General features: G+C 45.9%; 14 protein-coding genes. 10 read left to right on the top strand and 4 right to left on the bottom strand.

The genetic code is table 11. The features are described from left to right. The first annotated feature begins 233 nt into the window (after positions 1-233). Positions 234-455 (top strand): hypothetical protein, encoded by a 222-nt coding sequence (locus tag MTR11_RS06580; protein ID WP_005393249.1) that lies wholly within the window; start codon positions 234-236, stop codon positions 453-455. A gap of 98 nt (positions 456-553) precedes the next feature. Here the strand turns inward: MTR11_RS06580 and MTR11_RS06575 are convergent, their stop codons facing one another. Further along, the gene (locus MTR11_RS06575) at positions 554-802 is read right to left on the bottom strand and encodes a DUF1289 domain-containing protein (RefSeq protein WP_243327168.1); all 249 of its coding nucleotides are present in this window, start codon (positions 800-802) and stop codon (positions 554-556) included. Between the two features lie 210 nt (positions 803-1,012). On the opposite strand from MTR11_RS06575, the gene MTR11_RS06570 reads away from it, so the two are divergent. The 9 genes from MTR11_RS06570 to MTR11_RS06530 all read left to right on the top strand — a co-directional run bounded on the left by MTR11_RS06570 (position 1,013) and on the right by MTR11_RS06530 (position 11,341). Beyond that, on the top strand, positions 1,013-1,459 hold the full coding sequence (locus tag MTR11_RS06570; protein WP_161445215.1) for an META domain-containing protein: 447 nt from the start codon (positions 1,013-1,015) through the stop codon (positions 1,457-1,459). A 466-nt stretch (positions 1,460-1,925) separates the two neighbouring features. Next, complete coding sequence (locus MTR11_RS06565; RefSeq protein ID WP_046874804.1) at positions 1,926-3,086, top strand: ABC transporter substrate-binding protein; 1,161 nt, start codon at positions 1,926-1,928, stop codon at positions 3,084-3,086. Between the two features lie 9 nt (positions 3,087-3,095). Continuing rightward, positions 3,096-4,805 carry an ABC transporter permease gene (locus MTR11_RS06560; RefSeq protein ID WP_243327167.1) on the top strand — a complete coding sequence of 570 codons (1,710 nt, stop codon included), beginning with the start codon at positions 3,096-3,098 and terminating at the stop codon, positions 4,803-4,805. Beyond that, positions 4,771-5,418, top strand: coding sequence for an ATP-binding cassette domain-containing protein (locus MTR11_RS06555; protein ID WP_243327166.1), 648 nt, complete (start codon positions 4,771-4,773; stop codon positions 5,416-5,418). The genes MTR11_RS06560 and MTR11_RS06555 overlap by 35 nt, the downstream gene beginning before the upstream one ends. Next, complete coding sequence (locus tag MTR11_RS06550; RefSeq protein WP_226421800.1) at positions 5,411-6,022, top strand: CDP-alcohol phosphatidyltransferase family protein; 612 nt, start codon at positions 5,411-5,413, stop codon at positions 6,020-6,022. The genes MTR11_RS06555 and MTR11_RS06550 overlap by 8 nt, the downstream gene beginning before the upstream one ends. A 124-nt stretch (positions 6,023-6,146) precedes the next feature. Then, positions 6,147-6,626 carry a glycine zipper 2TM domain-containing protein gene (locus MTR11_RS06545; protein ID WP_005393265.1) on the top strand — a complete coding sequence of 160 codons (480 nt, stop codon included), beginning with the start codon at positions 6,147-6,149 and terminating at the stop codon, positions 6,624-6,626. Between the two features lie 212 nt (positions 6,627-6,838). Then, positions 6,839-8,368, top strand: a complete 1,530-nt coding sequence (gene norR / locus MTR11_RS06540; RefSeq protein ID WP_243327165.1) for a nitric oxide reductase transcriptional regulator NorR — start codon at positions 6,839-6,841, stop codon at positions 8,366-8,368. Between the two features lie 174 nt (positions 8,369-8,542). Beyond that, a complete protein-coding gene (gene hcp, locus MTR11_RS06535; RefSeq protein WP_243327164.1) occupies positions 8,543-10,204 on the top strand; it encodes a hydroxylamine reductase in 1,662 nt (553 codons plus the stop codon). A gap of 81 nt (positions 10,205-10,285) precedes the next feature. Next, positions 10,286-11,341 (top strand): hybrid-cluster NAD(P)-dependent oxidoreductase, encoded by a 1,056-nt coding sequence (locus tag MTR11_RS06530; RefSeq protein ID WP_243327163.1) that lies wholly within the window; start codon positions 10,286-10,288, stop codon positions 11,339-11,341. A gap of 88 nt (positions 11,342-11,429) precedes the next feature. Here MTR11_RS06530 and MTR11_RS06525 read toward each other — a convergent pair whose 3' ends face one another. The 3 genes from MTR11_RS06525 to MTR11_RS06515 form a co-directional block, all read right to left on the bottom strand. Beyond that, positions 11,430-12,362, bottom strand: coding sequence for a class I SAM-dependent methyltransferase (locus tag MTR11_RS06525; protein WP_234499314.1), 933 nt, complete (start codon positions 12,360-12,362; stop codon positions 11,430-11,432). 31 nt (positions 12,363-12,393) lie between these two features. Continuing rightward, positions 12,394-13,086, bottom strand: a complete 693-nt coding sequence (locus MTR11_RS06520) for a TIGR01621 family pseudouridine synthase (protein ID WP_243327162.1) — start codon at positions 13,084-13,086, stop codon at positions 12,394-12,396. An 82-nt stretch (positions 13,087-13,168) separates the two neighbouring features. Continuing rightward, on the bottom strand, positions 13,169-14,539 hold the full coding sequence (locus tag MTR11_RS06515; RefSeq protein ID WP_042522154.1) for a sodium-dependent transporter: 1,371 nt from the start codon (positions 14,537-14,539) through the stop codon (positions 13,169-13,171). Between the last annotated feature and the right edge of the window lie 154 nt (positions 14,540-14,693).

The following is a 14,693-nucleotide window of genomic DNA, read 5'->3' as shown; positions in this document are numbered from 1 at the left end:
GTTTGATAAGGTCTTTCGAAAATACAGATTCATCAACTGACTTTTCGCTATGAAGTTTCGTAGCTTAGTGGATGATTCTAGGAAAGATGTGAATGGCGTTACAAACACTGCTCTCAAACAATTTGTCTTTTTGACCTAAAACGAAGGTGATTCGCCGCCAAGCGTTCACCAATGAGCAGAGATCTGGACGTCAATATGTTCAAACTGCTGCCATCGAGTTCAGGAGGTCAAAAATGAAACGAGCCAGCAATAGCTACAGACTTCAAATGATCAAAGAAGTGGTTACCCGTAGAGAGCGCGAAGCTTGCACGGACCCTATGGCGAGATACATTCATCAACTGATGGATGAACGCCCTACTAGTAAATTAGATGTTGAATTCAATCATCGATTTTCAGGAAGCCACTTTGACGAACATGCTGGGGGATGGGTCAGTGACCGTTGGTCAATGAAGTAGCGCTAATTTAGCGAACTTGCCTTACACGCACTTCATAGTAAGAGCTAATACTGTCCCGGCTCATCATTGATTATTGCCGAGCCGGGATAATTCGAAATTTAAAAGAGATCTTGCTGTGGTGATAATTCTTCTTGAGACTCTTCTGTCTTTCCCTTCCCTGCCAATACCTTTCTTCTATAGCGCTGACGGCATAGCTTAATTACATGCAACTGTTGAGCAGGGGTATAAGTGAGCCAGTTAAATCGCTCTTCTCTTTTACGCATACATCCTTTGCAATACCCTTTTTCGTCCACACTACAAATACCAACGCAAGGGTTTGGGACGGTAAAAAACTCTAGTTGCTCCATGCTCTAACCGTTTTTTGCTCGCTGTGCTGTAATGATATTATAACGACTTCAATATACGCTCCCAACAGTGCTATACATCTTGCACCTTGAAGCCGTTTGAGTATATAAACTGGACTCTGTCACAGTAATACGAAACTATTACCTTATGCTGACAAAAACAGTGTTTTATTACCTATACTTACCACGTTTTCTAAAAACGGAGTCTATAAAATGAAGCTTAGCCTAAAAACGTTAGTTACAGCAATCTCTCTTCCTGTTCTTATGACTGCATGTGCTAGCAACGGTGACAATGTGAAAGAAATTACGGCTCAAGATTTACAGCACCATAATTGGGAGCTGGTTCAGATTGATGGTAAAAACATCGAATTAAAAGAGCGTCAGCAAGCGCCTCGCTTAGAAATCGGAGAAAATCTGACTGCAAATGGTAACGCGGGGTGTAACAACTTCTTTGGTCAAGCTGAACTAAAAAACAATCAACTACGCATCGAAAAAATGGGAATGACCATGAAGATGTGTATGGATGACCAAATGAAAATTGAGCAAGCGATGTCTGAAACTCTTACTGAATGGAGTGATATAACGCTAACCAAAGAAGGGCTAATGCTTAAAAATGACGTTCACGAACTAACGTTTCAGTTGCGTGATTGGGTAAACTAAGTCCCATTTCATATTCTAAGAGCAGCCATAAAATGGCTGCTTTTTTTATGCCTCCTAATCCATATCAAAGCAGGCAGGATGTCTGTTTCGCACGTTTCGGTTAGCAAAATCGTTTAAAACGACAAACTCTTTTCCTCTTTACGCCCTCAACGCGACGTCTACGACGCGGGTTCAGTCTTCCAAATCAACATATCGAAGTTGCTTGAGGACAATAATTTTCAATTACTTGAAAGAATATCGTCAAACAAGCGGTCCGCTCTTGTATACCTAAAACGACACCAGAATTGTCCTTTCTTCGTTTTGCTTCACATTGAGAATAATTCTTTGAATCAATGAGTGATTCCGTTTGGGATTGGCATTGATAATAGAGAGAGATGGATTACTATCCTTGTAACAAAGCGGAGCGACTTGTTTAGACGTCAATAACGCCGGAAACGAGAATAAAAAGACATAACACGGAATAGATATGAAAAAGCTACTCAGTACCGTTGGCATTTTAGCCACCACTTTCGCGACATCTTCTTTTGCCAACTCATCGGTTGCTAGTGAATGGCAAAAAATCGAACAACAAGCCGATGGGCAATCCGTCTATTTTCATGCTTGGGGCGGAAGCCAGGAAATTAATCGCTACATCCAGTGGGCGAGTAGAGAGCTAAAATCGCGTTATAACGTGACGCTAAACCACGTTAAAGTCACCGATATTTCTGAGACCACCACTCGACTTATCGCAGAAAAAGCCGCAGGTAAAAACAGCGGTGGCAGTGTTGATATGGTTTGGATCAATGGCGAAAACTTCAAATCAATGAAGGATAACCAATTGCTGTTTGGTCCTTTTGTTGAAGGTTTGCCAAGCTGGCAATACGTCGATAAATCATTGCCAATTGATGTGGATTTCTCAGAGCCGACTGAAGGTCTGGAAGCACCTTGGGGTGTGGGGCAATTAGTGTTTATCCATGATGAGCAAACCCTGCATAACCCTCCTCGATCATTTGCTGAAATGCTGAGTTACGCAAAAGCGTTTCCAAATCGCCTAACTTACCCTCGCCTACCAGAGTTTCATGGCACAAGCTTTATTAAAGCATTACTCATTGAACTGTCTAACAACGCCCCTGCTCTGCAAAAACCAGTTACCGATGACACGTTTGAACAAGTTACTCAACCGCTGTGGGCTTACCTAGATGAGTTCCATAAAGTCGCTTGGCGCGGTGGTAAACAGTTTCCAGGCGGTACAGCAGAAACCCTTCAACTACTGGATGATGGTCAGATTGATCTTGCGATTACCTTTAACCCGAATGCGGTTTTCTCTGCGCAATCGAGCGGTAACCTTGCAGAAACCACCAAAGCGTATGCGATGGACGCAGGTGCACTCTCAAACATTCACTTCTTAGCGATTCCTTGGAACGCAAATGCCAGTGCTGGTGCGCAAGTTGCGATAAACTTTTTATTGAGCCCTGAAGCACAATCTCGCAAAGGTAACCTTAACATCTGGGGCGATCCTTCAGTGCTTAGCAGCCAATACCTAACAGGTTCGGCTAAACATACTCAACAATTCAAATCTATCGCTGAGCCGCATCCAAGCTGGCAATCTGCCTTAGAAAAAGAATGGTTGAAACGCTACGGAAATTAGTAAGAGCCCATGTTAAGAGCGCTATATTTAGTCATTATCGCAGTTTGTATTTTGCCTACCATTCCGGGACTACTCGGAGTGGTGGTCTCTGCGCTCGGTTATGTGCCTCCTATCGGCTTGCACCACTTTTCTTTAGATGGCTTTAACGCTGTTTTTGATTGGGAGGGTGTTTGGACATCCATCGGGCTTACTTTCTACTCTGCCATTTTCAGTAGCTACTTGGCTTGCTTGATCACATTTGCGATTTTGCAAGCATCGTGGGGCAGCAAGTTTTGGCGAAAAATTGAAGTAAGCCTCTCGCCACTTCTTGCCATGCCGCACGTCGCGTTCGCGATTGGCTTTGCGTTCTTGTTTGCCCCAACTGGTATGGGCGTTCGTGTTCTCAACCAACTGTTTGGTTACGATCCCAATGCGCAAACGGTGAATGACTTAGCATTGCTGATTAAAGACCCGCATGCATTCGGTTTGGTCATCATGCTTGCGATTAAAGAAGTGCCGTTTTTATTGTTGATGAGTATTCCTATTCTTCAGCAATTGAAAGTCGATAAGATTGAAAAAGTCAGTCATTCGATGGGCTACAGTTCGGCACAAGCGTGGTGGAAGTGCGTGTTCCCACAATGGATAGCAAAACTGCGCTTTCCAATGCTGGCAGTATTGGCTTACAGCTTGTCGGTTGTCGATGTTGCATTGATTATTGGCCCTACCAACCCACCAACGTTTGCGGTTTTGGTATGGCAGTGGTTTAACGACCCAGATTTATCACTTCTACCAAGAGCTGCCGCAGGCGCGGTAGTGTTGTTTGCGATCGCTAGCCTTTTGATTGGATTTGCACGCTTGATGGAATGGTGTATTACCAAAGGCTTCAAACGCTGGCAGTACTCTGGTCGAAACGGGTTTCGTTTACCTGGTAAGACCCTGTTTTCACTGATTACGCTACTCGCACTTCTAATGATTCCACTCATGGTGGTATGGAGCTTTGCTCAACGATGGCGCTTTCCAGATTTAATACCGAGCCGCTATAGCCTGCGTTTTTGGGAATACGAATGGCACAGCATTCTTGGCACGCTGGAGCAGAGCATGCTGATTGCCGTTATCAGCGCGACCGTCGCTCTAGCTCTTGCCTTGTTCGCACATGAGTATCGCCTTCGTTATCGCTGGCAGGTGCCAGGTTACATCATCGCCATCCCAATGCTGATTCCTCAGCTATCGGTGCTATTCGGTATGCAAGTAGTGACGCTGTACTTAAACAGTAACGCGTATTTCTTTTGGGTATGCTGGGCGCATGTATTCTTCGCATTCCCATTTATTTACCTCTCGCTAGACGGACCGTGGCGCAGCTTCGATAACGGCTTAACTCGCGTCGCACTCAGCTTGGGTAAAACACCGATGCAAGCTTGGTTAAAAGTGAAACTGCCAATCCTCCTACCTGCGATTGCATTCGCATGGGCGGTTGGGATTAGCGTAAGTCTGGCGCAATACCTGCCGACATTGGTGCTAGGGGCGGGGCGCATTAGCACCATCACAACCGAAGCCGTTGCGCTATCCAGTGGTTTTGACCGACGTGTCACCGCGATTTACGCCATTTGGCAAGCTCTGCTGCCATTCTTGTTCTTCTCTTTTGCGATACTACTAAGCCGCTTACACGTGAAGTATCGCCGCTTGTCTATAAAAGGTTTACTACTGAATGAGTCTTTGTCTCGAAAACCTCGCCATCCGTAAAACCAATGGCGACACGCTTTTCTCAGCGTTCAACATGACCGTAGAGAAAGGTGAAATTGTTACTCTGATGGGACCAAGCGGTTGTGGTAAATCCACTTTGTTGGATGCCATTGCTGGACACCTCTCCGCCGAGTTCAACTACTCTGGCTCCATTACGCTTGATAACGAACAGTTGGATGCCCTCCCTGCACATAAGCGTCAGGTTGGTATTCTGTTCCAAGAAGATTTGCTCTTCCCTCACTTAACGGTGTGGGAGAATCTTGCATTCGCGCTACCAAACTCAATCAAAGGTGAGGAGCGTAAAGCACACGCCATGCAAGCACTGAAGAACATTGCATTGACCAAACTTGCCGAATCCTTCCCAGATCAAATCTCCGGAGGACAACGCGCCCGTATCTCATTGACTCGTATGCTGCTGGCAAAGCCGAAAGTTGCGCTACTTGATGAACCCTATAGCAAGTTGGATAAAGACCTGCGTGTACAATTTCGCAATTGGGTGGTCGAACAATTACAGCAAGCGAACATCCCTACTTTGATGGTAACGCACGATGAAGACGATATTCCCAATGGCAGCCGTTGTCTAAACTGGCCGTGGGAGACAAATCATGCTTGATAGCCTAAGTATAAAGCTCATCCGCAAACCGCTGGCACTCAGTGCGACATACCTCGACAAATGTGGTATCACCGCAAATCAAACGACAGTATTTGGCTTTGTGCTTGGCTGTTTTACCCTGCCGGCTTTGATCGCCGAACAATACTTGTTGGCGTTGCTGTTTATTTTGCTGAATAGAATCTGTGATGGATTAGACGGTGCACTGGCGAGGATTCAAGGCATTACTGATGCGGGCGGTTTTCTCGATATCAGCTTAGATTTTCTGTTCTATTCCCTGATTCCTTTTGGTTTTGTGTTAGCAAACCCAGAACAAAATGCCATTGCAGGGGCATTTTTGATTTTTTCCTTTGTCGGAACGGGAAGCAGCTTTTTGGCTTTTGCCATCATGGCAGGCAAACAAGGCATCGATAATCCAGTGTATAAACACAAATCTCTCTACTACATGAGCGGTTTAACCGAAGGTACTGAAACCATTGGTTGTTTGGTGCTATTTTGTTTGTTACCGCAACACTTTGCCGTCATTGCTTATATCTTTGGTGCAGCATGTTGGTTTACCACATTCACACGTATTTACTCTGGGTTTCATACGCTTAAAGGCCATTAAACCACTTAGAAGTTCACGTTTTCTTGAGAGAACAGCCGCTAAGTACCTGTTTTATATAACACTAAAGCATATATTAAATTGGGGTATATACTCTTTGGATGGAGAGAAATCATTCGGAGGCTATATGAAAAAATACGTCAAGCTAGGTATGCTGCTCATCATGTCTTGTATTGTTATGCTTAGCGGCTGTACATCACCTAACCCGTACGGAGATGCATACGGCTCTTCAGACACACGCAAAGTTCAGCAGGTTTACTACGGAACGATTGAAAAAGTTGAACCAGTAACCATTGATGCCTCTACCCAATCCAACGCCATAGGTACAATCGCTGGTGCCGCCGTGGGTGGTATATTAGGCTCAAAAGTCGGGGGCGGCTCTGGCTCGGATATCGCAGCTATTGGTGGTGGTCTGCTGGGTGGTTATGCCGGCAGTAAAGCCGCTGAAGCAACCGCGAAACGAAATGGTGTGAATCTGACCATTCGCTTAGAGGATGGAAAAATAATCTCTGTCGTTCAAGAAGCAAACCCAAACATGATTTTTCAGCCAGGCCAAGCGGTTCAAATCAACATGTCTGGTAATGAAGCAAGGGTTGTACCTCGCTAATTTGAACACGATGACTCCGTTCCATTGGTCTGCTGTTTTGTTTCAAAGAGCTTAATCCGCGCAAGCGTACATTGCTTACTTATCGGCTTGCGCGATTCTATTTGTATCAAGTTTGATCGTCGTCAATGGAACATCAATCTCCCACACCTTTCGATGTTCAAATGACATCAAGTTGCTAGCATGAGCCCATTCCAGATAACTTTGGGCTTGTTATGACTCCGACTGTTGACCACGTACTCCTTAATATCGCGCTAAACCTCAGCTCTAATCGCTCTCACGAACAGCAATATCAAAACCTCATTGATGGGGTCGCGCAAGTATTCCCATGTGATGCTAGTTGCCTGTTTATCTTCGATGAGGATGGGTTTCTGACTCCTGTCGCGGTAAAAGGCTTATCCAGCTCGGTCTTAGGTCGTCGCTATTTCCCCAAAGCGCATCCACGCTTAGATGCCATTATTCATAGCCGCGAACCGGTGCGTTTCGATGCCGATTGTTCACTGCCTGATCCTTTTGACGGCACACTATTAACCGAAGACCAGTGCATTGATGTTCACGATTGCATGGGCTTTAGCTTGTATGTAGAAGGCCAACTTGTTGGCGCACTAACTATGGATGCCCTAACGGTGGGCGCGTTTGATGACATTGACCCTGTCGCTATCGAAACCTTTGCGGCTTTGACCGCTGCGACATTGCGTAACATTGCTCAATTAAAAGCGCTCAAAGCGCAAAACCAGAAGCAAAAAAGCGTCACTCAAACCCTTATCCAGCAAGCCCGTTCTCAACATGGCGAAATGGTGGGCTTGAGTCCGCAGATCAACCAGTTACGAAACAATATTGCGACCGTTGCTCAATCAGATTACGCAGTACTTATCACAGGAGAGACCGGTACTGGTAAAGAACTGGTCGCGCACTCGGTGCACGCGCAATCTCATCGTAGCGATAAGCCGATGATTTACGTAAACTGTGCGGCCCTGCCTGAAGGTCTGGCTGAGAGTGAACTGTTTGGCCATGTCAAAGGCGCATTCACTGGAGCCAATAGCCACCGCGCCGGTAAGTTTGAACTGGCAGACGGCGGAACGATTTTCCTTGATGAAGTGGGCGAACTGCCTTTGATTTTACAGGCAAAATTGCTACGTGTGATTCAACAAGGCGAGCTGCAACGTGTAGGTAGCGATCAGCATTTGATGGTCAATGTGCGCATCATTGCCGCGACCAATCGACAGCTGGAAAAAGAAGTCGAAGCTGGCGCATTTCGAGCAGACCTTTTCCACCGTTTGAACGTGTTCCCAATCCAAGTCCCCCCACTTCGTACCCGTGACGGTGATATTCCCGTTTTAGCCGGATATCTGTTAGAAAAGGTACGCCAACAATTTAATGCGCCCAATCTGCACGTTCACCCTAAAGTGTTGACTCAACTGGAGTCTTTACCTTGGTATGGAAACGTGCGCGAGCTCGAACACACTTTAACTCGCGCGGCTTTACACGCTATTCAACAAGGTGCGAGCACGATCATGCTTAACCATTTCGACACCTCACTGGCTCTCGATGATGTAAAAAACACATCGCATTATCTGCCTAAAGAAAGCCAGCCAATGCGAGAGCTAATAGAAAGCTATCAGCGTGATTTAATTGAACATGCTTTGAGCCAAACTTGTGGCGTTTGGGCAAAAGCAGCGGAGTTTTTACAAATGGATCGCGGGAACTTATATCGGATGGGTAAAAAGCTCGGGATCAATAAATAACCAACCACAAGAAGCCGATGTAATTAAGACATCAACTGCGTTGTCTTAATTACATCAACCATTCATCTAAAACCGATAAAATTAAATATAAATCAATAAGATAACAATTGGCACGCATTCTGCTCTCTAGTGGTCAACATCACGACTATTAAAACAATCACTGGAGAACCCAATATGTTCTGTATTCAATGTGAACAGACAATTCAAACCCCTGCTGTTAAAGGTTGTTCTTTTGCACAAGGCATGTGTGGCAAAACTTCTGAAGTATCAGACCTACAAGACGTGTTGGTTTACACACTGCAAGGGGTTTCTTTTTGGGCATCAAAAGCACTTGAATTCAATATCATTAACGATGAAATCAACCAATGGGCACCAAAAGCATTTTTCTCTACATTGACGAACGTAAACTTCGACCCTACACGTGTCCTAGAGCTGACTTCTCAAGCTGCAACGTATAAAGCATTGCTAAAAGAGCAAGTGATGTCTGCAGCAACGCTTGCCGATACCGAAGTCGCTGACATTCCTGCGGTTGCTCACTTTGAGCTACCAAACAGCGCAGAAGCGATCTTAGCTTTTGCTCCTCAAGTCGCGGTTAACCGTGGTAAAGACCAAGTACATGAAGATGTTATTGGCCTACGCCTACTTTGCCTATACGGACTTAAAGGTGCCGCAGCGTACATGGAGCACGCACGTGTTCTTGAGCAAACCAACAACGATATCTATGCCGAATACCATGAAATCATGGCGTGGTTAGGTACTGATCCTGAAGATCTCGGTGAACTACTTGATTGCTCAATGCGCATTGGCCTGATGAACTATAAAGTGATGGAAATGCTCGACCAAGGTGAAACAACGACCTTCGGTCATCCAGAACCAACCACGGTGAACGTCAAGCCAGTAAAAGGCAAATGTATTCTTGTTTCTGGCCATGATTTGCATGACCTAGAAAAAATCTTGCAACAGACTGAAGGCAAAGGCATTAACGTTTACACCAACGGCGAAATGCTGCCTGCACACGGCTACCCTGAGCTGAAGAAATACCCTCATCTTGTCGGCAACTACGGCAGCGCATGGCAAAACCAACAGAAAGAATTCGCCAACTTCCCAGGCGCAATCGTAATGACGTCAAACTGTTTGTTGAATCCAAATGTAGGTCAATACGCAGACCGTCTATTCACCCGCAGTATTGTTGGCTGGCCTGGAGTGGCTCACATCGAAGGCAATGACTTTAGCCAAGTGATTGAATGTGCTCTAGCGCAAGACGGTTTCCAACACGATGAAATCGAACACCACATCACGGTTGGTTTTGGTCGCAATGCACTGATGAACGCCGCCCCTGCGGTTATCGACCAAGTGAAGCAAGGCAACATCAAACACTTCTTCCTAGTCGGCGGCTGTGACGGCGATAAAGCGGAACGCAGCTACTACACCGATTTTACGGCTGAAGCGCCAGAAGACACGCTAATCCTGACCTTGGCGTGTGGTAAGTTCCGCTTCAACAAGAATACGTTCGGCGATATCAACGGCATCCCTCGCCTATTGGATGTGGGCCAATGTAACGATGCTTACTCTGCAATCCAGCTTGCACTTGCACTGGCGAAAGAGTTTGACTGTGACATCAATGAACTACCACTCACGCTTGTGCTTTCTTGGTTCGAGCAAAAAGCGATCGTTATCTTGCTAACGCTATTTGCATTGGGCGTGAAAGGCATTTACACAGGCCCTACTGCACCGGCATTCCTAACGCCAAACCTAATCGCCATCATCCAAGAGAAGTTCGATATGCGCAGTATTGGCAATGTTCAGGATGATCTAAAAGCCATCCTAGCAGCTTAATAAACCTGCTTGTTACGCGCCTCCTTACGTGGAGGCGCTATCTATTTCGAACTAAAAATAGCCACAACCAAAGAGATTGTTATGTTTTTTGAATGGCAAGGTAACCAACCCGTCACACTCCGTTGCATCGACAAATACTTCGAAACACACGACACCGTCAGCATAAAATTGGCCGAACTAACCGAATCACTTCTGTTTCAGTTTAAGCCTGGCCAGTTTATTAACTTGGGCGTCGAAATTGATGGAAAAATGGAGTTTCGTGCCTATTCAATCAGCTCGATCAATGAAGACGATCACCTTCAACTCACCATCAAACGAGTATCTGGCGGTAAAGTATCGAACTACATCGTTGACTCGCTGCTGCTTGGTGATACCGTTCAAGCATTACCACCAGCGGGCGAATTTAACTGCATTGACCATCCACCCGTTTTACGTGATGGCGAAACAAAAGCCTTGCTTATCAGTGCAGGTTGCGGCGTCACGCCAGTATTTTCGATGGCAAAACACTGGCTGAGTAATCAAGATGAAAACGACAACGATGTGGACATCGCATTTCTTCATATCGCACGCAGCCCAGAAGAGACGATTTACTACGATCAGCTAGAAACGTTCGACGCTGTGTATCCCAACTTCCATTTAAAGCTGTTGCTTAAAAACCGCGAAGGAACGTCACACCCACAAGGTCGTTTGAATGCCGACTGGCTTAAAGAGCTTGTTCCTGATTTCAAACAGCGCACCGTTTACCTGTGTGGTCCAAGCCAGTTTATGCAAGATGTTCACGGCTATTTGAATGACCTTGGTTTTGACATGACGAACTTCTACCAAGAGAGTTTTACGCCAGCGACTGGCGCAGAAACATCGGTATCCGATGAAGCTGTTTGTGTTTCTGTTCCTGACTTTGCTCAAACCATCGATGCGCAAAAAGGTCAGGTATTGGCCGATGTGCTTGAAGGCGCAGGTTTACCATTAATCGTCGCTTGTCGTAGCGGCATTTGTGGCTCGTGCAAATGCAAGGTTCGTCAAGGCAACGTCTCTTCCACCTGCCTAGAAACATTAACGCCAGACGAAATTGAACAAGGCTATGTGCTCGCCTGCTCATCAACCATCGAAGCGGATCTTGAAGTGCAGATTGGTTAGTTTTCCAAATACAAAAAGCGCCGCGATACGTCTGTCTAGATGTTTCGCGGCGCTTTTTTTATGTTACTGCTGTTGCAACAAAAGTCTTTTAACTAAATAACAACACTTTCAATGCTGCTTCGCTGTCTACGTCCATAAACTCTGGTGGGTTATCCAGACGCTCACGGAATGTCAACTCTGGCGCTTCTTCTTTCATGCTTTCAATCAAGAAGTCGCTTGTCACAGATGGCGAGTTCACACATGCCATCACTTGACCACCTTCTGCCAACAAATCTGGCAACCGACGTAGAATCTTTTTGTAATCTTTCGTCAGCGCAAAGCTGCCTTTCTGGAATGAAGGCGGATCGATGATAATCAAGTCATACTGACCAGATTTTTTAATCTTACCCCACGATTTGAAGATATCGTGCCCCATAAAGCTTACCTGGTTGATGTTATGACCATTTAGCTTGTGGTTCTCACGACCTTTAGACAGCGACGCTTTTGCCATGTCGACGTTAACCACTTTATCTGCGCCACCCGCAATGGCAGCGACAGAAAAGCCACACGTGTAAGCAAACAAGTTAAGCACGTTTTTGTGCTTCGCATTTTCCCGTACCCAATCACGACCGTAGCGCATGTCCAAAAACAGACCGAAGTTTTGGTTGCGGCCAATATCCAGTTGGTATTTCAAACCGCTTTCTTCAACGACAGGGCGAGCGTCTAATTCACCGACAAGCACTTCTGAAGGCGCACCATCGGCATAACGGTGCTGAAGAACCATAGTGCGACCTTGCTTGTCTGCCCACAGTGGTGATAGTGCCAACGCATTGAGGCCGCTTTTCAGCTCAGCTAGAAATGCGTCGTCGACTTCTTTAAACAAGTTGATGATCAACTGACCTTGTAACCAATCACAGGTAATTTGCTCTAAGCCCTCAAAACGGCGGCCACGACCATGAAACAGTCGACGAATTTCATTCGGAGCTTGCGCGAGCTCGGTTTCTAGATGCTGAAAAAACAGCGGAAGTTGTGATGCTTGCATCGAGTTCTCTTATTAGTTTTCTTTGTGACGATTATTTGATCGTAGGCCAGTTCAGTTCCCAGGGGGAAAGCCAAGTATCCAAACCCTGAGAGACGACTTCACTGTGCCATTTGTTACCAAGCACTTTGTATTCTCGTGGATCGCAAACAAAGCGATATTGCTCATCTCGGTATTGGAAGCAAAGTGAAAATGCATGCAGATAACCGCGATCAGCCTCATTGCCTGCATTGTAAATCGGGTCGCCAACAATACCTGAGCCAACCGATTTTAATGCCACGCGGATTTGATGCGTTTTACCAGTGTGTGGCTTACATAAAAATAGGCGCTCTCCGGACTCTGCCGCAAGAGAGAAAAACTGGGTGACGGCTGGGTTATTTTTGCTGTTGACCAGCTTCCATGATGAACGGCGCGAACGCTCCATATCACCAACGACCAAACCTTGTTTCTTTTTCGGCTTTTTAGAGCCAATCGCCAGATAGAACTTTTCCACTTGGCGGTCAGCAAAAGCTTGCGATAATGCACTGGCCGCTTTGGCGTTGCGTCCGAGGAGCAGAATACCCGATGTCATTTTATCCAAGCGATGGATAAGATAGAGCTGCTGATCACCACTCTGCTTAGCCACTTCTTGCAGCAGCATTGTGTCGCCATCGTCTTTATGAACAGAGACGTTGGGATGCTTATTGATGATCAGAAAATCGGGATGGGTATGTAGAATATCGAACATAAAAAACTGGCTCCACGTTTGGAGCCAGCAGTATACATAAGTTACCGGACAAAGCTATCGAGGCTTGCCCCCAAGGTCTTTGCTAAAGCTTCTTCGAGAAAATGCCAGCAAGACCAATGATTGCGATACCCAGCAGCATGATTTCACCTTTGCCACTATCAAAGCCAGACTTAATCCCCATGAAGGCAACAATAGCAATCGCAACAGGAATCAGGTATTTAACTAGGTTGTACCACAATCCAAATAGCGGGAAGGATACTTCGCCGTCATTAGTGATCTCTTTTTCTAGCTCAGCACGGCTTAGGCGCCATCCAGCAAAGATACAAACCAACATACCACCAACCGCTAGGAAGATTTTGTCCGTTAGCAAGTCGAAGATATCAAAGGCACCTGTACCAAACAGCGTTGGCCCCATTCCACCTAACGATAGTGACGCAAAAATACATAATGCCGCCATAACTGCACTTGCAGACAGAACCGCGTTAGAGCGCTTCATGCCTTTCTCATCGATTAGGTAAGACACGACAACTTCCAATAGTGATACTGAAGAAGTTAATGCCGCCACCGTCAAGCCGATGAAAAATAGCAACGCGAATAGCAACCCAATCACACCGCCCATTTCAGCAAATAGTTGAGGAACGACAACGAATACAAGACCAGGGCCTGCCGCAGGCTCCATGCCAAAGGCAAACATAGCTGGGAACATAGCAACACCAGCAAGAATCGCTACACCTGTATCCATCGCAGTAACCATACCGGTTGTTTGAACTAGGTTCTCTTTCTTCTTCAGGTAAGAACCGTACGTCATCATACAGCCCATACCTAAGCTAAGTGAGAAGAACGCCTGCCCTAGTGCAGCAAGAACCACATTGCTATCGACTTTAGAAAAGTCCGGCATGAATAAGAACTCAAGGCCAGCCATTGCACCTGGCAGCATCAAGCCTTTAACAGAAACAACGATTAGGATTAAGAACAAAAGCGGCATCAGAACCTTACCGGCTTTCTCAATACCACCCGAAATCCCTTTCATCACAATCATGACGTTAAGGAACAGGTAAACCCCCATCCACATTAAAGGTTGAATCGGATCTGAGATGAAACCGCCAAAGCTGTCGCCAATTGCTTCTGGCGCGCTGAGTAGACCACCGCCCACTTTAAAGATGTAGGCCAATGCCCAACCACCAACCACTGGGTAGAAGCCCATGATCAAAAGACCACTGAAGACTCCCATAACGCCAGTGAACGTCCAGCGTCGGTCAGTTGTTTTGAATGCACCTACGGCAGAAAGACCTGTCTTACGACCAATAGCGAACTCTGTCAGCATCACGCTAAAGCCGATAAAAATAACAAAGATAAGGTAGATAGCAACGAATGCACCGCCGCCACTCTCACCCGCTGTGTAAGGGAATTTCCATATATTGCCTAAACCGACAGCGGAACCCGCTGCTGCCATTACGAAGCCTAGTTTAGACCCCCACGTATCACGTGGTGCTGCTGTATTAGTTGTAGCCACGCTTTTTCTCCAAAATTAGTTTGTTGTGTATGCATAGAGATAGGCGTCTAAAAAGTTTATGTAAAAATTATTGTACACTTATAAAATAAGCGTT

The sequence above is a fragment of the Vibrio sp. CCB-PB317 genome (genome assembly GCF_022808245.1).
Classification (GTDB): Bacteria; Pseudomonadota; Gammaproteobacteria; order Enterobacterales; family Vibrionaceae; genus Vibrio; species Vibrio diabolicus.
The sequence above is the reverse complement of the archived record's forward strand: the minus strand, read 5'-3'. Positions and strand labels throughout refer to the sequence as shown.

Coding starts and splice junctions, on each gene's coding strand:
- MTR11_RS06565 (WP_046874804.1), top strand. CDS start 1,926: ATGAAAAAGCTACTCAGTACCGTTGGCATTTTAGCCACCACTTTCGCG.
- MTR11_RS06520 (WP_243327162.1), bottom strand. CDS start 13,086: ATGTTCGATATTCTACATACCCATCCCGATTTTCTGATCATCAATAAG.
- MTR11_RS06570 (WP_161445215.1), top strand. CDS start 1,013: ATGAAGCTTAGCCTAAAAACGTTAGTTACAGCAATCTCTCTTCCTGTT.
- MTR11_RS06525 (WP_234499314.1), bottom strand. CDS start 12,362: ATGCAAGCATCACAACTTCCGCTGTTTTTTCAGCATCTAGAAACCGAG.
- MTR11_RS06555 (WP_243327166.1), top strand. CDS start 4,771: ATGAGTCTTTGTCTCGAAAACCTCGCCATCCGTAAAACCAATGGCGAC.
- MTR11_RS06515 (WP_042522154.1), bottom strand. CDS start 14,539: ATGGCAGCAGCGGGTTCCGCTGTCGGTTTAGGCAATATATGGAAATTC.
- MTR11_RS06560 (WP_243327167.1), top strand. CDS start 3,096: ATGTTAAGAGCGCTATATTTAGTCATTATCGCAGTTTGTATTTTGCCT.
- norR (WP_243327165.1), top strand. CDS start 6,839: ATGACTCCGACTGTTGACCACGTACTCCTTAATATCGCGCTAAACCTC.
- MTR11_RS06580 (WP_005393249.1), top strand. CDS start 234: ATGAAACGAGCCAGCAATAGCTACAGACTTCAAATGATCAAAGAAGTG.
- MTR11_RS06530 (WP_243327163.1), top strand. CDS start 10,286: ATGTTTTTTGAATGGCAAGGTAACCAACCCGTCACACTCCGTTGCATC.
- MTR11_RS06575 (WP_243327168.1), bottom strand. CDS start 802: ATGGAGCAACTAGAGTTTTTTACCGTCCCAAACCCTTGCGTTGGTATT.
- MTR11_RS06550 (WP_226421800.1), top strand. CDS start 5,411: ATGCTTGATAGCCTAAGTATAAAGCTCATCCGCAAACCGCTGGCACTC.
- MTR11_RS06545 (WP_005393265.1), top strand. CDS start 6,147: ATGAAAAAATACGTCAAGCTAGGTATGCTGCTCATCATGTCTTGTATT.
- hcp (WP_243327164.1), top strand. CDS start 8,543: ATGTTCTGTATTCAATGTGAACAGACAATTCAAACCCCTGCTGTTAAA.